The 17783-nt window shown below is 50.2% G+C and carries 21 protein-coding genes and 2 other annotated features; of the genes, 6 read left to right on the top strand and 15 right to left on the bottom strand.

Translation table 11 applies throughout. The features are described 5' to 3' along the window. Positions 1-215: 215 nt before the first annotated feature. Positions 216-581 (bottom strand): 50S ribosomal protein L7/L12, encoded by a 366-nt coding sequence (rplL, locus tag DS743_RS01890; RefSeq protein ID WP_002876509.1) that lies wholly within the window; start codon positions 579-581, stop codon positions 216-218. Between the two features lie 52 nt (positions 582-633). Continuing rightward, positions 634-1143: a 50S ribosomal protein L10 gene (gene rplJ / locus DS743_RS01895; protein ID WP_002876508.1), complete on the bottom strand. Its 510-nt coding sequence runs from the start codon at positions 1141-1143 to the stop codon at positions 634-636. 33 nt (positions 1144-1176) lie between these two features. Then, positions 1177-1306: a sequence feature (ribosomal protein L10 leader region), on the bottom strand. A gap of 97 nt (positions 1307-1403) precedes the next feature. On the opposite strand from rplJ, the gene DS743_RS01900 reads away from it, so the two are divergent. Together DS743_RS01900 and DS743_RS01905 are read left to right on the top strand one after the other, a co-directional pair. After that, complete coding sequence (locus tag DS743_RS01900; RefSeq protein WP_025896019.1) at positions 1404-1805, top strand: hypothetical protein; 402 nt, start codon at positions 1404-1406, stop codon at positions 1803-1805. Between the two features lie 223 nt (positions 1806-2028). Further along, complete coding sequence (locus tag DS743_RS01905) at positions 2029-3279, top strand: ammonium transporter (RefSeq protein WP_035185300.1); 1251 nt, start codon at positions 2029-2031, stop codon at positions 3277-3279. Between the two features lie 95 nt (positions 3280-3374). Here the strand turns inward: DS743_RS01905 and DS743_RS01910 are convergent, their stop codons facing one another. From DS743_RS01910 to rpmG, 6 genes are all read right to left on the bottom strand, one after another. After that, on the bottom strand, positions 3375-4379 hold the full coding sequence (locus DS743_RS01910) for a glycosyltransferase family 2 protein (protein ID WP_035185297.1): 1005 nt from the start codon (positions 4377-4379) through the stop codon (positions 3375-3377). Positions 4380-4541: 162 nt separating this feature from the next. Beyond that, a complete protein-coding gene (rplA, locus tag DS743_RS01915) occupies positions 4542-5237 on the bottom strand; it encodes a 50S ribosomal protein L1 (RefSeq protein ID WP_003615785.1) in 696 nt (231 codons plus the stop codon). An 83-nt stretch (positions 5238-5320) separates the two neighbouring features. Next, positions 5321-5746 (bottom strand): 50S ribosomal protein L11, encoded by a 426-nt coding sequence (gene rplK, locus DS743_RS01920; protein ID WP_002876501.1) that lies wholly within the window; start codon positions 5744-5746, stop codon positions 5321-5323. Positions 5747-5871: 125 nt separating this feature from the next. Further along, a complete protein-coding gene (gene nusG, locus DS743_RS01925; protein ID WP_002876498.1) occupies positions 5872-6426 on the bottom strand; it encodes a transcription termination/antitermination protein NusG in 555 nt (184 codons plus the stop codon). Positions 6427-6517: 91 nt separating this feature from the next. Next, positions 6518-6688 (bottom strand): preprotein translocase subunit SecE, encoded by a 171-nt coding sequence (gene secE, locus DS743_RS01930; protein ID WP_003615789.1) that lies wholly within the window; start codon positions 6686-6688, stop codon positions 6518-6520. Between the two features lie 6 nt (positions 6689-6694). After that, the gene (rpmG, locus tag DS743_RS01935) at positions 6695-6844 is read right to left on the bottom strand and encodes a 50S ribosomal protein L33 (protein WP_002876495.1); all 150 of its coding nucleotides are present in this window, start codon (positions 6842-6844) and stop codon (positions 6695-6697) included. Between the two features lie 175 nt (positions 6845-7019). Between rpmG and DS743_RS01940 the strand changes: the two genes are divergently transcribed. After that, positions 7020-8771, top strand: a complete 1752-nt coding sequence (locus tag DS743_RS01940) for a 1-deoxy-D-xylulose-5-phosphate synthase (RefSeq protein WP_035185295.1) — start codon at positions 7020-7022, stop codon at positions 8769-8771. Positions 8772-8872: 101 nt separating this feature from the next. Here DS743_RS01940 and DS743_RS01945 read toward each other — a convergent pair whose 3' ends face one another. The 6 genes from DS743_RS01945 to cysS all read right to left on the bottom strand — a co-directional run bounded on the left by DS743_RS01945 (position 8873) and on the right by cysS (position 13353). Then, positions 8873-9664, bottom strand: coding sequence for an alpha/beta hydrolase (locus DS743_RS01945; RefSeq protein ID WP_035185291.1), 792 nt, complete (start codon positions 9662-9664; stop codon positions 8873-8875). Positions 9665-9792: 128 nt separating this feature from the next. Further along, positions 9793-10008 (bottom strand): P8 family protein, encoded by a 216-nt coding sequence (locus DS743_RS01950; protein ID WP_002876482.1) that lies wholly within the window; start codon positions 10006-10008, stop codon positions 9793-9795. A gap of 67 nt (positions 10009-10075) precedes the next feature. Next, on the bottom strand, positions 10076-10645 hold the full coding sequence (locus DS743_RS01955) for a sigma-70 RNA polymerase sigma factor region 4 domain-containing protein (protein ID WP_016396767.1): 570 nt from the start codon (positions 10643-10645) through the stop codon (positions 10076-10078). A gap of 111 nt (positions 10646-10756) precedes the next feature. Continuing rightward, positions 10757-11506: a 23S rRNA (guanosine(2251)-2'-O)-methyltransferase RlmB gene (rlmB, locus tag DS743_RS01960; protein ID WP_035185289.1), complete on the bottom strand. Its 750-nt coding sequence runs from the start codon at positions 11504-11506 to the stop codon at positions 10757-10759. Further along, positions 11493-11936 carry a Mini-ribonuclease 3 gene (locus DS743_RS01965; protein WP_035185287.1) on the bottom strand — a complete coding sequence of 148 codons (444 nt, stop codon included), beginning with the start codon at positions 11934-11936 and terminating at the stop codon, positions 11493-11495. Before DS743_RS01965 ends, rlmB begins: the two co-directional genes overlap by 14 nt. Further along, positions 11929-13353, bottom strand: a complete 1425-nt coding sequence (gene cysS, locus DS743_RS01970) for a cysteine--tRNA ligase (RefSeq protein ID WP_013440002.1) — start codon at positions 13351-13353, stop codon at positions 11929-11931. The genes DS743_RS01965 and cysS overlap by 8 nt, the downstream gene beginning before the upstream one ends. 142 nt (positions 13354-13495) lie before the next feature. Between cysS and DS743_RS01975 the strand changes: the two genes are divergently transcribed. Continuing rightward, positions 13496-14062, top strand: coding sequence for an NUDIX hydrolase (locus DS743_RS01975; RefSeq protein WP_035185284.1), 567 nt, complete (start codon positions 13496-13498; stop codon positions 14060-14062). Positions 14063-14163: 101 nt separating this feature from the next. Continuing rightward, positions 14164-14443: a binding site (T-box leader), on the top strand. Here the strand turns inward: DS743_RS01975 and DS743_RS01980 are convergent. Further along, entirely contained in the window at positions 14439-14561 is a 123-nt protein-coding gene (locus DS743_RS01980; protein ID WP_257786125.1) for a hypothetical protein, read from the bottom strand. (Overlaps the previous feature by 5 nt.) Positions 14562-14670: 109 nt before the next feature. On the opposite strand from DS743_RS01980, the gene DS743_RS01985 reads away from it, so the two are divergent. Then, positions 14671-16290 carry a peptide ABC transporter substrate-binding protein gene (locus DS743_RS01985; RefSeq protein WP_035185283.1) on the top strand — a complete coding sequence of 540 codons (1620 nt, stop codon included), beginning with the start codon at positions 14671-14673 and terminating at the stop codon, positions 16288-16290. Positions 16291-16324: 34 nt separating this feature from the next. After that, on the top strand, positions 16325-17743 hold the full coding sequence (gene pepV, locus DS743_RS01990; RefSeq protein ID WP_035185280.1) for a dipeptidase PepV: 1419 nt from the start codon (positions 16325-16327) through the stop codon (positions 17741-17743). Positions 17744-17783: the final 40 nt, after the last annotated feature.

Below are 17783 nucleotides of genomic sequence, written 5' to 3' on the forward strand. Positions count from 1 at the left end.
CGCATTTACCGGCGTAGATAGTCAAAATCTGCCAGATGTTATGGTAAGTGTTCAATTTATTCTTGCAATTGGCGGCAGTTTTTTCGTAGAAAAATTTTGCGTTAGAGGCCTAAAGGCCTTTTTTTGGGCAAAAAGTTAAAAAAGCCAAACAAAAACGCGCCTGTGGATATCCACAAACGCGTTCTTCGTTAATAATTAATGCCCGAAGGCCGTAATTATTTAAGGGTAACAGTTGCGCCAACTTCTTCAAGCTTAGCCTTAAGTTCGTTAGCTTCGTCTTCTGACAAGCCTTCCTTAAGAACAACTGGAGCACCGTCAACAGTCTTCTTAGCGTCCAGCAAGCTTGCGCCAGTAACTTCCTTAACGATCTTGATAACCTTAACCTTTTCAGTACCTGCTGAAGTCAATTCAACGTCGAAGCTTGACTTAGCTTCTTCAGCACCACCAGCGGCACCAGCAGCAGCTACAGGAGCAGCAGCAGTAACGCCGAATTCTTCTTCGATAGCGTGTACAAGGTCGTTCAATTCAAGAATTGAAGCACCCTTCAATTGTTCAATGATGTTAGCAGTATCCAAAGCCATTGTAATATCCTCCGAAAATATGGAATTTAATATCTAGTTTAAAATGACCAGACTATTCAGCTGATTCTTCCTTTGATTCAGCGACAGCCTTAACAACGTATGCAAAGTTGCGTACAGGTGCTTGCAATACAGAAAGAAGCATTGAAAGCAGACCTTCGCGACCTGGAATTGCAGCCAGTTCTTCGACTTGTTCCTTGGTAGCAACTTGACCTTCAAGTGCACCACCCTTAATTTCAACAACGTCGAACTTCTTAGCGTAGTCAGCAGCGATCCGGGCAGGTGCAGTAACATTGTCTTCATCATCAGTGTAGATCACAGCTGATGGGCCAACGAATACTGGTGCCAAATCTTCCAAGCCGGCTTGAGCAGCAGCGCGGCGAAGGTAAGTGTTCTTGACAACCTTCATCTTGGCGTTGCTTTCACGCAATTCTGCACGGAACGCAGTAACTTGGTCAACAGTCAAACCAAGGTAGTTGATAACTACGATGGACTTAGCTGACTTAAGTTCTTCTGCAAATTCCTCAACGAATTTAGCCTTAGCAGCGATAGTAGCTTGACTCAAAATTATTCACCTCCATAAAATTTTGTAAAATTCTACAAGGCCTAAAAAACTCCATGCCAAGAAAGACATGGAGAGTTTAATAATCTTCATTATCTTCTGGCCTCGGTGGGATTGTATTGAGGCTTTACGCCACCCACGTCTTAGGTTAGAAATTTACTTTATCTAGATTACCATCTGAAACAAGATCTGTCAAACCTTTTTCGCCACTTTTTGCAAAAATCTGCTAAAATTTACTGTAATGACTTTTAGGAGGTGCAATTTTGAAGAGTAAACTGATCGACATTTTCTACTTCTTCTTAGCCGGCATTTCCGGCACCCTGGCCGTCTTCAGCATGTTCAAGGACCATTCCGCCGCTAGCATCGCCATGGACGTCTTATTCCTCATCATCAGCGCCTACTTCATTGTCCGCGGCTTCCTGGACATCGAATCTGAAAACAAGAAGCTGAGCAAGAACTGGCAGATCCTCTCCTGGATCGCCTGGTGCCTGCTCCTCTTGGGCGTCATCTTGACCTTGACCGGCTACAAGCTGGGCATCAACGGTCTGGGCTGGGGCGGCTTCGTCCTCTTCCTGCTCTGCTCTTTCATCGTGCCTGAACAAGCAAACGACAAGAACTTCCACGTCAACCGCCGGGACGAGACCGGTTTTGATGACAAAAATTAAGTCTGTTTTTTAGTATTTTTTAACAAAATAATTCAGCAAACGCTTGCAGCCTGCCTTTTGAAAAAGCAGGCCCTTTTTTGCCCTTTTTTCCCAACTTTTCCAGGCAATTTCTTCTCTTTCTAAATTGGTCTAGAGTTTTACAAAATTCACCGGCATGGTATAACTAAGAACATAAATCTGAGCAAATAATTGGTATAGAGATAGAAGCAGAAGGGAAATAAGGATGAACACAGCCAACACCGTCTTCTTAATTATCGCCGCCGTCCTGGTCTTGATGATGACCCCGGGCCTGGCCTTTTTCTACGGGGGTTTGGTCTCGAAGAAAAACGTGGTCAACACCATGATCTCGGTTTTTATCATCTGCGCTTTAGCCATCGTCTTATTCGTGGCCTTTGGCTATGAACTTTGCTTCAACGGCAATGTAGCTGGGATTTTTGGCAGAGTCCAGCACATCTTCCTCTCCGGCAGTGACTTGACTAAGGTCGTTTTAAAGGAGCAGGGAATTACCGCCGCTAGCTACCTGCTTTTTGAAATGATGTTTTCCATCATCACCCCGGCCCTCTTCGTTGGGGCCACGGTGGGTCGGATGCGGTTCAACTTTCTTTTGGTCTTCGTCTTCTTCTGGTCAGTCCTGGTCTACTACCCCCTGGTCCACATGGTCTGGGGGACTGGCGGACTTTTAGCCGGCTGGGGGATCCTGGACTTTGCCGGCGGCACGGTCGTTCACATCAACGCCGGGATCACCGCCCTGGTCTTATCCATCTTCTTAGGGCCCCGCTACCAAAAGCAGACCCGGCCCTACAGCCTGCCCTGGGTCCTCTTGGGGACAGCCATCCTCTGGCTAGGCTGGTACGGCTTTAACGCCGGCAGTGCCTTCGGCATGAACCAAACGGCCTTGACGGCCTGCTTGACCAGTACGGTTGCGGCAGCGGCCTCTATGATGACCTGGCTTTTGCTGGAAGAAACCTTTAGCGGCAAAGCCAGCCTAGACGGGATCTGCACCGGTACCCTCTGCGGCTTAGTTGGCATCACGCCAGGGGCTGGCTATGAAACCTGCGCTGGAGCCCTCTTCACCGGTATCCTCTGCAGTCTGGCCAGCTACTTCTTTATCAGCCAGGTTAAAGGACGGCTTAGCTTTGACGACCCCCTAGATGCCTTTGGCTGCCATGGCATTTCCGGTATCGTTGGCTCTTTAACCGTCGGCCTCTTTGCCAGTCAAAAAGTTGACCCGGGGATTTCCACTAGCGGCCTTTTCTACGGAGGCAGCTGGGAACTCTTAGGCAAGCAGGCAGCCGGCACCCTCTTCACCATCGTCTTTACTCTCTTGATGGTCAGCTTAATTACAGCCGTCTTGAAGCGCTTCGTCAACATGCGGGTTTCCGCCCGTGATGAAGAAGTCGGCCTGGACCTCAGCGAGCACGGCGAATTCGCCGACTGCCAGATCAGCGCAAGCCAGGCCATCTTCGGCAAGTAGCAGCATTTTTTCTCAACATCCTATTCATCAAATCAAAAAGCTTTGGCCTTCTTGCCAAAGCTTTTTTGTCGAATATTGTATCTTTTTCCCCTGCCCTAATTAAACGAATACAACCGCTGCAGGATCAAGTAGGCCCCGCTGACCATCTGCCGCATAGGCAGGACGTCCCGGGAGACAAAATGGCCCACCAGGCGGCGTTTAAAGGACTTGTAGGTCTCCAGGTCATAAGTCTTCAGGAACTGCCAGAGTTCGTCCTTTTTGGCAATATACTCCTTCTTCTTGCCCCGAATCAAGATGACGCTAGTCACGCCTGTGACGGCCTCTAAGAAGTATTTCATGTATTTGGCGTAAGGCGCCCGCTTGTTGACCTGGGAGGCGTAGAAGACGATCAGCTGCTTATTGATCAAGATTTGCTGGTCGATCTTTTTCAGCATCACCTTTTCGTTGACTGACTGGTCATCTCTGCCGATAAAGTAGTGGTAGAGGTTGATCGGCAGGTAGCGCATGGTCTGCACCTGCACCATCGGCTCAAAGACAAGGATATTGTCGTCATAAGACACCTTGGTTGGCAGGGTTACCTTGGCCCGGTCCAGGACTTTCCGGTTATAGATGACGGAGTGGAGCATGAAGTACTGGCCCATCCGCAGCTTGACCTCATCCCAGGAGAAGGTCCGCCCGACCGGCAGATGCGGGAACTTGATCACCCGCTGGCGGCCGGCAGCTGGCTTGTCATAAACATAGTTGGCCAAAAAGAGGTCGACCTCTGGATTACTTTCCAGGTAATCCAGCACCTCTTTGTAGGCCTCCTGGTCCAGCCAGTCGTCGCTGTCGACGATCTTGACGTACTTGCCCTTGGCCAGTCTCAGGCCATTGTTGATGGCCCCGCCGTGGCCGGCATTTTCCTGGTGGACAACTTCCAGGTCCAAGTTTAAATTCTTAGCTTGGTAGTCATCCAGCATCCGGACGGTTTCATCAGTTGACCCGTCGTCAACCAAGATGATTTGCACCCGGTCACCGCCGGGCAAAAGGGAGTCGACGCAGCGGTTCAAGTATTCAGCTGAGTTATAGCAGGGAACGATGAGAGTTAGTATTTTTTCCACCTTGATACACTTCTTTCAGTTCGCTATTTGTCTCTACTAGTATAACAAGATTTTTTAAAAGAAAGCCTTTTCCAAGACTAAAAATCTCTTAAGGTAAAATTAGGGCAAAGAAAAACTCCCCGCCAAAAGGCGAGGAGCTTAATTTGCTTAACTTAGGGAAAATTAGGCCATCAAAGCGATTGGGTCCAACTTGATCCCAGGGCCAAAGGTTGCGGCAACTGCGCAGCTCTTGATGTATTGACCCTTAGCTGAAGCTGGCTTTGCACGCAGGATAGCGTTTTGCAAAGCGCGGAAGTTTTCAATCAATTGTTCTTCAGTGAATGAAACCTTGCCGATAGCAGCGTGGATTGAAGCTTGACGGTCGACACGGTATTCTACTTGACCAGCCTTAACATTTTGAACAGCCTTGGCAGTGTCCATAGTAACAGTACCAGTCTTAGGGTTTGGCATCAAGCCCTTAGGCCCAAGCACACGACCCAAACGACCAACCTTAGCCATCATCATTGGAGTAGCGATGACAACGTCGAAGTCCAGGTAACCGTTTTGAACCTTTTCTACCAGGTCGTCTGCGCCGACTTCGTCAGCACCGGCAGCCTTGGCTGCTTCAGCTTGTGGGCCTTCAGCAAATACGATAACCTTAACAGACTTACCAGTACCGTTTGGCAAAACGATTGAGCCACGGATTTGTTGGTCAGCTTGCTTAGGGTCAACGCTCAAGTTGTAAGATACTTCTACGGAAGCGTCAAAGTTAGCGTATGAAGTTTCCTTAACCAGCTTGATAGCGTCTTCTACTGAGTACAACTTGTTGCTGTCAACCTTCTTGGCAGCTTCTACGTATTTCTTACCATGCTTTGGCATGAAAAATCCTCCTTGTATGTGTGGTCAAACGAGCTTTCCCTTTGCTCTCCCACCTGACTTGTTAATTGGTAAAAATTAACAAATTAGTCCTTCACTTCGATACCCATACTTCTAGCGGTACCTTCAACCATGCGCATAGCAGCTTCGATTGAGGCAGCGTTAAGGTCCTTCATCTTAGTTTCAGCGATTTCCTTAACTTGAGCAGTGGTTACTGAACCAACCTTGTTCTTGTTAGGTTCGCCTGAAGCCTTTTGAATGCCAGCAGCTTGCTTCAACAAGACTGGTGCTGGAGGAGTCTTAGTTACGAAGTCGAATGAACGGTCTTCGTAAACAGTGATGACTACAGGGATGATCATGCCCTTTTGGTCAGCAGTACGAGCATTGAAGTCCTTAGTAAAGCCAACAATGTTGATACCTGCTTGACCCAAAGCAGGACCTACTGGAGGTGCAGGGGTTGCAGCGCCAGCTGGAATTTGTAACTTAACAACGTTAATAACTTTCTTTGCCACGGTCAAAACCTCCTTGATTCCGTGATGCGGTTAAAATGGAGAGTTTCCGGACTCTCCTCCCACAATAATAAAGTACGTTTAATATAGTACTCTGAAAACCGGCAGAATGCAAGACTTTTTTATGTTTAGTCTTCCATTTTCTTGACTTGGTCAAAGCCCAGTTCAGCCGTGATAGCGTGGCCAAACATGTCGATGGTCAAGAAGAGCTTTTGCTTGTCGTCCTGGATTTCAGCGATCTTGCCAACCATGCCGTTGAAGGCACCTGCAGTGATCATGACGCTTTCGCCAACTTCGTAGTCGTAGTCAACCTTTTCAGTTGCTTCGCCTTCTTGCATCTGCAGGATGGCTCTGACTTCTTCCTCGTAAAGCGGGGAAGGCTTGGAACCACCGCCGTGGCTGCCAACGAAACCAGTAACGTTAGGAGTGTTCCGGACAACAAACCAGCTTTCGTCAGTCATGACCATTTCAACCAAAACGTAACCAGGGAAGACCTTTTCATTAACTTCTTCCTTCTTGCCGCGCACGTCTTCGATCTTTGGTTCTTGCGGAACGACAACCCGGAAGATGTAGTCCTGCATCCCCAGTGACTGGGCCCGGGACAGCAAGTCGGATCTAACCTTGTCCTCAAAACCAGAGTAAGTGTGCAGGACGTACCATTGCTTCTTGGCGGATTCTACCATAATTTCTTTAATCTCCTTTTTGGCAAACAAAAAAACCTCGCTAAAGAGGTTTTCCTTGAAACTAGCATGATTATAACATACTTTGTCGCTCTTACAGAACTAATTGAATCAATTTTGCAAAGGCCCAATCCAAAGCACCCAAGAAAATCGCGTAAAGCAGAGAAGTTACGACCACGTTTGCCGTGTCGCGCCGGTTTTCCTTAGCACTTGGCCAATGAACCAGTTTCATTTCCTGACCAACGCTCTTAAAAAACTTAATCATCCCTGTCTACCTCGTCTCCTTGTGCAAAGTCTTCTTGCCGCAGTGCTTGCAGAACTTGTTCAGTTCCAAGCGCTTGGTGCGGTTGCTGTTTGCAGTGATTGAGTAGTTCCGTGACCCGCAAACGCTGCAGGCCAAAGCTGCTTTCTTTACTGCCATAATATTCACCTTCAAACTTCATTTGATTTTAGCAAAAATCCGCCCTAAAAGCAACTATTATATGACTGACTTTGCCGGGCTTTATTTTCACATCTTAAGCGGCCCCTGTGTCATAATGGAACTAGCAAAAACACAGTTTACAAGATTGCCGGTTAGCCGGCCATGAGGAAAAGAAATGAATCAACACCCTGAATACCTGCTCAACAAGATCAAGTCACCAGCCGACCTTAAGGTTCTGGATCTGGAAGAAATGAAGCAGTTGGCTTCAGAAATCCGCCACTTGATCATCGAGAAAGACGCGGCGGTTGGCGGCCACCTGGGTCCTGACCTGGGGATCGTGGAACTGACCATCGCCTACCACTACGTCTTTGACGCCCCCGGCGACAAAATCATCTGGGACGTCTCCCACCAGACCTACCCCCACAAGATGCTGACGGGCCGGGCTTATGCCTGGCTGGACCCGGAAGCCTACGGCAAGGTGACTCCTTACACTAATCCCGATGAAAGTCCCTATGACTACTACGCGGTTGGCCACACTTCTACCTCTATCTCTTTAGCCACCGGCATGGCCAAGGCCCGGGACCTCTTAGGCGGCAGCGAGCGGATCATGGCCGTCATCGGCGACGGCTCCTTAACCGGCGGAATGGCCTATGAAGGCTTAAATAACGCCGCGCTGGAAAAGGGCAACCTGGTCATCGTCATCAATGACAACCAGTGGTCCATTGACCAAAATGTCGGCGGCTTGACCACGGCCCTGAAGAAGCTGAGAGACAGCCAGGGGCAGGATCCGGAAAATCCTTTTAAGGCCTTTGGCTTTGATTACCGCTATGTCGCTGATGGCAATGACCTGGAAAGCATGATTAATGCCTTCAGCGAAATCCGCGATGTCGACCACCCCCTGGTTTTACACGTCAACACCTTAAAGGGCAAGGGTTATCAGCCAGCTATTGAGGATGAAGAAAAGCACCACTGGGTCCGCCCCTTCAACTTAAGCGATGATTCGCCAAAGAACATTACTGCTGGCCCAACCCCAGCGGAAATTGCCGTTAAGACCGTGGCCAGCGCCATTGACGGGGGCCAGGAAAACATCATGGCGATCACTGCCGCTATCCCTGGCGTCTTTGGCCTTGACTCCTTTAAAGAGTCTTACCCGGACCACTACGTCGACGTCGGGATCGCCGAGCAGGATTCCGTGGCCTTCGCGGCGGGCTTTGCCAAGGCGGGCGGCCAGCCAGTCCTTTTTGAAAACTCCACCTTCCTGCAGCGGGCCTTCGACCAGCTCAGCCATGACGTGGCGGCTAACAATTTGCCAGTCGTCATGATCGTGGCTGGCGGCGGGATCCAGGCCAACTCCAAGACCCACGTGGGCGTCTTTGACCAGGTCATGGTCAGCAATCTGCCTAACTGGAAGTACCTGGCCCCGACCAGCTTGACTGAAGAAGCGGCCATGATCAACTGGGCCTTGAAGCAAAAAGACGGCCCTGTAGCTATCAAGCTGCCAGTCCGGCCAGTTCCAGCCGGCGGGGCTGTGCTTGAAGGCTACCGGCACATCCACTACCAAAAGCGGCGGGCCGGCAAGAAGATCGCCATCCTGGCTTTAGGAGACATGCAGGAATTAAGCAGCCAAGTGGCAGAAGAACTTAATGCTGCCCTTTACAATCCTTTGTCAGCTAACATCCTGGATACTGACTGCCTGGACCACTTAGCCCGGCACTACCAGGCTGTAATTACTTTGGAAAACAATATTCTGGACGGGGGCTTCGGGCAAAAGGTGGCCGGCTACCTGGCTGACCGGCCGGTTTTGGTCAAGACTTTTGGCGAAAAGCGGGAATACACCGACGTTGACCAAAGCTATGACCAGATCCTGGTCCGCAACCAATTGACGGCTGAGCAAATCGTTGCCAGCGTCAAGCAATTATTTAACTAAGAAGCAGATATAAGCAAAAAGCTGATCACGCAAGATGACCAGCTTTTTCTGTACTATCATATTTCTTTTTATTCTCTTTTTTCTTTTTACTATTTAACTCATTACTTGTCATGAGCAAGTAAATATTGCCGAACCGCCTGGGCGGTTGCCTGCTGCTGGGCCTTTCTGGAAATAGTGGCCTGCCCGTCCCCTTTTTGCATGCCGTAATTGCCAAACTGGGCATGGTTGCCACCCTTGATGACTTGCATAGTGTAGTCATTTGGCAGGTACTGGGGATTCTTTTGCAGCATCTTTGCGTTCCCGTCTTTTGACCCATAGATGCTGAGCACGGAAAAATTAGCCGCGTGCAGGTCCTTGGTTGGGTAGCCGGCCAGCATGATCAAGCCCCGGTAGTCTTTCAAGTGGTCCGCGCTATACATAGCCGCCATGGCCGCCCCCAGCGAGTAGCCCGACATGTACCAGTTTTGGTAGTGGTAGCTGGCCCGAATCTTGTCTGCCTTGTTGAGGCCGAAGAAGGCCATGTGCAGGGGCATGTCAACTAAGAAAACATCTGCCTCCTGGCTGGCGATCTGCTTTAAGAGAGGTGCGTAGGCGGTAGTTTCAACTTTCGCTCCCGGGTAAAAAATAATGGCATTTTTCTTTGCAGGCCCATCAAACAGGTAGCCCTCAGCTGTCTGCTTGACCTTGACTGTCCGACTGCTCTTCATCGCCTGCTGGGCCGTCTTGTCAGCATGATAGTAATTGCCAAAATACAGACCAAAAGCAAGCAGCAAGGCGGCTAAAATCACCGCCAGAGCCAGCAGCCCTTTTTGCTTCTTGGAGATCTTATTCTTTTGTTTCTTTTGCTTTTTTCTGTTTCTCTGTTTTTTCTTGTTTCTTTTCCAAACTTCCAAACTTCTCCTTGTCAGATTTATAGCTGGATTCTTATTTTAACAAAAAAACGGCGGCTCAAGCGAGCCGTCGTTTTTCGCCCCTTCCCCTCCCTTATGGGAGACAAGAGGTCAGGAATGTAGGGAAAAGATTATTTCTTAAGGTTTTCGTTGACAAATGCGATGATCTTGTCGTCAGAGTAGCTCATGAATGGAAGCATGGCTTCCTCAGTCTTGTCGGTGTTGTGGCCGTTTGACTCCATGAAGTAGTCCCAAAGGGCATCTCTTACAGGGGTGTCTGAGTCACTCCACTCAAAAACTTCTTTCATTGACCGATCCAGCAAAGCTGTCTTAACAATTTCTGACATTTTTGATTACCTCCTAAATAATTTTTTCATCCTACAACTATATTATAGTCCCATTTGGCTAAAATGTTTACGCACCTATCCGTAATTTTAGCTTGATTTTTTCCTTCACCCGGTATTTGGCCCGTCTGAGCCCCATCTCATTGACCTGGTACTGGCGCATGATCTCCCCGGCCTGCTTGTAGCCCAATTCCAAAAGCAATTCTTCCAATTCCAGCATGCTCAAGGACTCAACCAAATCCTGCCAGTCCAAAACAGGCACCGGCGGACTCGCGATCAAGCAGGAAGCTTGCTCAAGTTCGGGAGTCACATCTTCCCAATAGACCTGGTCACTAGCGGCCAGGCGCTTTTTCCGCTTGCCCCGTCTGATCAAGTTGATGGCCCGGTTGTGCAGACTGACCTTATAGAAGCCGACAAAGGGCTTTCCCTGCTTTAAGTCAAAGCGCTTGGCCGTCTTATAGCAGAGGATCAAGGCCTCCTGCTCCCAGTCCTGGCTGTCATATAGCTCCACAAAATACTGCTTGATGGTGCCGCCGATCACAGGCAGGCAGCTGTAATACAGTTCTTTAAGGGCCTGCTCATCATCATCTTTTTGAATCCGGCTGATCAGCAGGCGCTCTCTTTCCTTTGTCAATCCCATAGTAAAAAGCCCTTTCATTCTGTTTGCCCACAGAATAAAGGACTTTTTACCTTGACAGAATCGAACCATTGTTTGATTCAATCACTTTTCTTGAACTGTAAACGATTTGCTTTACAAAGGGTAGCGGCTGTTAAAGGCCTGGTAGAGCAAGACCCCGGTTGCTACTGAAGCATTTAGGGATTGGACGTGGCCAATCATCGGGATGGTCAAAGTCTGGTCCATTTGCTTAAGAAGAAGCGGGGAGATCCCCTTGCCTTCATTACCGATAACTAAAACGGTCTTGCCATTGGCATTCCACTTCCGGTAGTCATCGCCTTCCATGGCCGTCCCGAAGATCCAGTAACCCCGGTCCTTCAAGGCCTGGCAGGTTTGAACCAGGTTGTTCACCCGGGCAACTGGCACGTGGTCGATGGCCCCGGTTGAGGTCTTCGCCACCACGCTGGTCAGGCCGCTGGCCCGGCGCTTAGGGATGATCACCCCGCTGACCCCGGTCGCGTCGGCGCTGCGGAGGATGGAGCCCAGGTTGTGGGGGTCTTCAATATTGTCCAGCATGAGCAAAAGGGGGGCCTCTTCTTGGTCCAGTTTGTCCAAGAGCTGGTCAAAGTCGGCGTATTCAAAAGAAGCGACAGCCAAAACCAGGCCCTGGTGGTTTTCCCCGCCAGTCAGCTTGTCCAGCTTGTTTTTCGGCACCTGCTGGATGATCAAATGCTTCTTTTTGGCATAGCGGTAGACTTCTCTGGCAAAGTCCTCCTGAACCCCTTCAGCCAGGAAGACCTTGTTGATCTTTTCGCTGTCCTGGTTTTTCAAAAAGTCGATTCCGGCATGACGGCCGAAGACAAAATCATTGTTAGTTGAAGACATATTCCCTTGTCCCTTCACTTTCCACCTCATCAATGCACCAGGCAATCAATTCCTTGACCCTGCCTTCTTCACCGGCCAGGTCTAGGTAGCCAAAGACTGCTTCAAAGCCAGTTGACATTTCATACGTGGCCAGGCTGGTGTTCTTGGCCTTGGTATGGGTCTTGGCATTTCTGCCCCGCCGGTAGGCTGTTTCTTCTTCTTTAGTCAAAAAGCCGGTGTCCAGCATTTTAGCAATCAGGCCCGCCTGGGCCTTGGCTGAGACATAGTGGGTTGCTGCTCTTTGCAAGTTCTGCGGCTTCAGCATCCCGCCCTTGATCAAGTGCCGGCGGATGGCGGCTTCATAGATCCCATCGCCCAAGTAGGCCAGAGTCTGCCCGCTCAAGGTGTTGGGATCAATCCTTTTTTCAGTTAACTTCTGTGCTTTATTCACGGCTCCACCTGGTTCCTTGCGGGGTATCCTTGAGGACTACCCCCATTTCCTTAAGCTGGTCGCGGAGTTCGTCACTCTTGGCCCAGTCCTTGTTCTTTCTGGCTTCCGTCCGCTGGGCAACCAATTCTTCGATTACAGCGTCATCATTGCCGGCTTCCTTAGCCAGGAGCTTGTCAACATCCAGACCAAAGACGCTGAGCCAGGCAGCTAATTTTTTAGCAAAAAGCCGCAGACTTTCCTTGTCGGCTTTTTCAGCGTTGGCGTTGGAGTTGACGGCTGGCAGGGCTTCGTAGATGGCGGTCAAGGCATTTTGCACGTTGAAGTCATCGTCCATGGCGGCTTCAAACTTGGCCGTGGTTTCAGTGACCAGCTTGGCCAGGTCCGGGTCCGGCAAGCCTTCAGTTGCGTCAGCCAGGCGGTAGTTGATCCCTTCCAGGGTGTTCTTGAAGCGGCCCAGAATGTTAGCGGCCTGCTCCAGGTTTTCTTTTGAGTAGTTGATCTGGCTTCTGTACTGGACGCTGGCCATGAAGAAGCGGAGAACCTGGGGATCAACGTTCTTTAAGATATCGTGGACGGTCACGAAATTGTGCAGGGACTTGGACATTTTTTCCTCATCCTTGCCCACGGTCACGAAGCCGTTGTGCAGCCAGTAGTTGACGAACTTCTTGCCCGTCTTGGCTTCACTTTGGGCGATTTCGTTTTCGTGGTGGGGGAATTCCAGGTCCTGCCCGCCCCCATGGATGTCCAGGGTGTCACCTAAGTACTTGGTGGACATGACTGAGCATTCAATGTGCCAGCCCGGCCGGCCCTTGCCCCATGGGGAGTCCCAGGCGATTTCGTCTGCAGCCTTCTGCCCCTTCCAGAGGGCAAAGTCGATTGGGTCTTCCTTGCGGCCTTGTTCTTCATCGTTTACGTGCTGGGAGGCCCCTTCTTCCAGCTGGTCGATGTTTTGGTCGCTCAAGTGCCCGTAGTCAGCGAACTTTTTAGCCCGGTAGTAGACGTCCCCGTCGGCTTCATAAGCGTAGCCCTTGTCGATCAAGGTTTGGATGAAGTCGATGATGGCCGGGATTTCGTGGGTTGCCCGCGGGTGCAGAGTCGCTTCTTCGATGTTTAAGGCCCGGGTGTCTTCCAAGAAGGCCTGGATATAGCGTTCGGCTAATTCCGGCACGGTCGTGCCTTCGGCTCTAGCTTCGTTGATCATCTTATCATCGACGTCAGTAAAGTTGGAAACGTAGTTGACCTTGTAGCCCTTGTATTCAAAGTAGCGGCGGATGGTGTCAAAAGCGATGGCGCTTCTGGCGTTGCCGATGTGGATGTAGTTGTAGACCGTCGGCCCGCAGACGTACATGCTGACCTGGCCGGGAACCAGGGGTTTGAATTCTTCTTTCTGCCTAGTTAAAGTGTTGAAAAGCTTCACGATATTTTCCTGCTTTCTTTAAGAAGTTTTCCTTACCTGCAATAATTCAGTACTTAACACTCTACATTTTAACAGACAATCACCGCCCGTGGTAAAATCTGAGGAAACGGAGAGAAACAGAAAAAATAGAGAGAAGAGAAGAATGACTTTACTGACTGATTTACAAAATTACCACCCTTTTAACGAGCAAGAAGCAGCCGACGTCAAAGAAATGATCTACCGGCTGGAGACCGGGGAAGAACTGTTCTTGCAGTCCAATTTGGCCGAGCACTTTACCGCTTCAGCCTGGGTCGTCAATCCGGCCCGGGACAAAGCGCTGATGGCCTACCACCGGATCTACGACTCCTGGGCCTGGCTGGGCGGGCACGCGGACGGCGACCAGGACCTTTTGCATGTGGCCTTAAAAGAAGTCAAAGAAGAAAGTGGAGTTAAAGCTAAAGCTGTCACGGAGCAAATTTACTCTGTTGAGATTTTGACCGTGGACGGGCATGAGAAAAAAGGCAAATACGTTCCGTCACACTTGCACTTAAACGTGACCTACCTCTTAGAGGCTGACGACAGCTTGCCTATCCGGCCGAAAGCCGACGAAAACAAGGCTGTTGCCTGGTTTGGCTTGGATGAAGCCCTGGAAAAGTCAACTGAGCCCTGGTTTGTCGACCGGATCTACTCCAAGCTGAACGCCAAGCTCAAGGACTATCCGGCAAAGTAAATAGAATAGGGCGAAAAAGAAAAAAGTTTTTTTCAAAAAGCCGCTTGACAGAAGCTTATTTACGCTTTAAGATTACATTAATTAAAAATTAAAGTAATTTAAGAAAAGTATCGATTAGAAGAGTAACCAGGTCCGGCTTTTTCCAGAGAGCTCAAGTTGGTGCGATTGAGCAAAAGCCGCCTGGCGAAACACATCTAAGAACTGGTTGGCCGAAATAAAGTAGGCCTTCCCGCTAGCGAGCGTTACCACGGCTGCCCTGGCTGTTCCTGGAAACTGGCCTTCTTTGCCCTTTCCGGCGACTAGTCAGCGGCAGTGTAAGGTCAGTTGCCGTGAGACAGCTGATGAAATGAAGTGGGACCACGACTAACAATCGTCTTCAAGGAAGCAATTCCTTGGGGGCGATTTTTTCTTGCTCTTTCTTTTTTAATCTTTCTTTTTCTGCCAGCTTTAAAAATGATTTTGTAAAGGAGTCCGCCATGAAAGAGTCAAACATGTTCAAAAACACCCCGTCTGCCTTAAGTGGCCGACATCCCCTCGCTGCTTTTTAAAAAAGAAAACAAGTTAGTTCTAGATCAATTCAATTTTTAGAAAACACCGAGGAAAAGATCATGAAAAAATCAGCCATCATCACTTTAGCCCTGTCCGCCAGCCTGCTTTCTGCCTGCTCCAACACCTCTGCCAGCAGCTCAAAGACCAAGCAAGTCTTAAACTGGTTCTCCGCCGGAGAAATCTCCACCATGGACCCAGCTTTGAGCAATGACGTCTACGGCGGCGAGCAGCTGGACGCCACCATGGAGGGCCTGGTCCGCCTGGGCAACAACTCCAAGATCCTGCCCGGCATCGCCAAGTCCTGGAAGGAAAGCAAGGACGGAATGACCTGGACCTTTAACCTTAGAAAAAATGCCAAGTGGTCCAACGGGGAAGCCTTGACGGCCAAGGACTTCGTCTACGCCTGGCGCCGGCAGGTCAACCCTAAGACCGCCTCAACCCAGTCCAACAAGTACTCTGGCATCAAAAACGCTGACGCCATCGTCGCTTCCAAAAAGCCTGTCCCCAGCTTAGGCATCAAGGCCGTGGGCAAGTACAAGCTGGTCGTGACCCTGGAAAGAAAGATCCCTTACTTCCAGCTCCTTTTAGCCGGCTCAGCCTTTGCCCCGCAAAACCAGAAGTTCATTGAAAAAGCTGGCAAAAAATACGGCACGGCCGCTAAATACACCCTCTCAGACGGTCCATTTGTCATGAAGGGCTGGACCGGGTCCAACCTGACCTGGAAGCTGGTCAAGAACAAGTACTACTGGGACAAGAAGAATGTCAAGCTGACCAAGATCAACTTCAGCGTGCAAAAGTCCCAAAGCACCTCCTACAACCTCTACCAGGTCGGCAAACTGGACATGACCACCCTGTCCGCTTCCCAAAGCAAGAGTCTCAAAAACCAAAAGGGCTGGCAGATCAAGAAGAGCAACCGGACCCAGTACCTCATGTACAACTTCAAGACTGACAAGAACTTGCGAAATGTCAACCTCCGCGGGGCTATCGCCGCCGCGATCAACAAGGAATCCCTGGCCAAGACCCTGAACCTGGCTGACATCGCCGCTACTTCTTTAACCCCAAGCGGGATCACTGACCCGGTTACCGGCAAGGAATTCAGCAAGGAAGTCGTAACCAAGCAGACCAAGGCTATCCAGTCCGGGACTAAGGCCCAGGCTAAGGCTTACTACAAGAAGGCTTTGAAGGAGCTGGGCAAAAAGCAGATCACCATCAAGCTTTTAGGCGATGACACTGATGACGCCAAGAAGGCCACAGAATTTATCCAAAGCGCCCTGGAAAGCACCCTGGGCATGAAGGTCGAAGTCACCAACATGCCATTCAAGAACCGCTTTGCCAGAGAAGAAGCCGGTGACTTTGACGTCATCTTGGACGGCTGGAGCGGGGATTACACTGACCCGAACACCTTCCTGGAAATGTTCCAAAAGACCAACGTCAACAACTACGGGTCATGGGAAAACGCGGCATACAACAAGGCCATGGAAACTTCCAAGACCACGACTTCAAGCAAGAAGCGCTGGAGTGCCTTGGTCAAGGCTGAACACATCCTCCTCACCCAGCAGGGCGTGACTCCGCTTTACTACAGCAACACCGCGACCTTGATCAACCCGAAGGTTAAAAACATCACCCTTAAAGGCGCTGGCTTGGCCTACAACTTCAAGGGTGCTTATATCAGCAAATAATGCGATTAGTAACATATAACATAAGGAGCAAACGATGACTTTCCCCTACCAAGAATTTGCCAAAGCAAAAATGCCGGCCCTGCTAGCCGACTTAAAAGACTTGATCAAGATTGACTCCGTCCGCGACATGGACCTGGCCACTCCTGAATTTCCCGTAGGCCCGGGTCCGGTCAAGGCCTTAAAAAAATTCCTGGCCTACGCTGACCGGGACGGCTTTCAAACTGAAAACATCGACAACTATGCCGGGGTCGTTACTTTTGGCCAAGGCACCCAGGAACTGGGCGTGGCCGTCCACGTCGACGTTGTCCCGCCAGATGAAGGCTGGAGCCAGGATCCTTTTACCCCATGGGTCAAAGACGGCAGAGTCTTCGGCCGGGGAGCAAGCGACAACAAGGGTCCGGCCTTAGCCGCCTACTACGCCCTCCTGGCTTTAAAGGAAGCCGGTTTTCAGCCGAAAAAGAAGATTTCCTTGATTATCGGTACTGACGAGGAAACCGACTGGGTGGGGATGAAGTACTACCTCCAAAAACGCCCGGCTCCTGACTGGGTCTTCTCCCCCGACTCCTCTTTTCCTATCGTAACCGGTCAGGCTGGTCTGGCTGTTTTGAAGACAGATTTTATTGGCAAAGAAGCTACTGGCTTAATCCTTGAGTCCTTCACTGCCGGCCAGGCCACCAACATGATTCCAGCCGCCGCGACCGCCGTTGTCTCTGGCGAGAATCTTGCGAAAATTGAGGCAGCTTTCCCGGACTTTTTGGCAAAAAATGGCTTGACTGGGGAAATCAACGAATCAGCTGGCGACAATGGTACTAGCTTAAAGATAAGTTTAGAAGGCGTCAGCACCCACGCCTCAGTTCCTTGGGAAGGGAAAAATGGGGCCTGCCTCCTGGCCAGCTTCTTACGGACCTTCCCTTTCACCGGCCGGGCTAAAAATTTCCTGGACTTTGCCGGTGAATTTGAGCTGGAGGACTACTACGGGGAAAAAATCGGGATCGCCAATACTGACTCCGAGATGGGCAAGTCCATCAACTGCCCGGCCGTCTTCCGCTACCAAAAGGGCCAAGCCGAAGCCTATATCAAGAGCGACATCCGCTATAGCCGGGGGACCAGCCCGGAAAAAATGTGCCAGCAGCTAAATGACAAGTTCGGCGCTTTCTGTCAGACGACCTTCCAGCCCTACCAGGACTTTGAAAAGCCCCACTTCGTTGCTAGCGACGACCCCTTCGTCAAGACCCTCCTTTCCGTCTACGAAAAGCAGACTGGCCAAGCCGGTGCGACCGTTATCTCCGCTGGGGCCAACTACGGCCGCTTCTTTAAAAACGGGGTCGGCTACGGGCCTGCCTTCCCGGACAGCCTGGACACCGCCCACGCCATCGGCGAATCCGTCAGCCTGGCTGAACTGGAAAAAAGCCTGGCCATCTATGCTGAAGCGATTTACGAATTAACCAAGTAGAATATGCAAAAAAGACTTTTACCCAAAACAAGTAAAAGTC

Source organism: Lactobacillus leichmannii, from assembly GCF_024701915.1.
Taxonomy (GTDB): Bacteria; Bacillota; Bacilli; order Lactobacillales; family Lactobacillaceae; genus Lactobacillus; species Lactobacillus delbrueckii.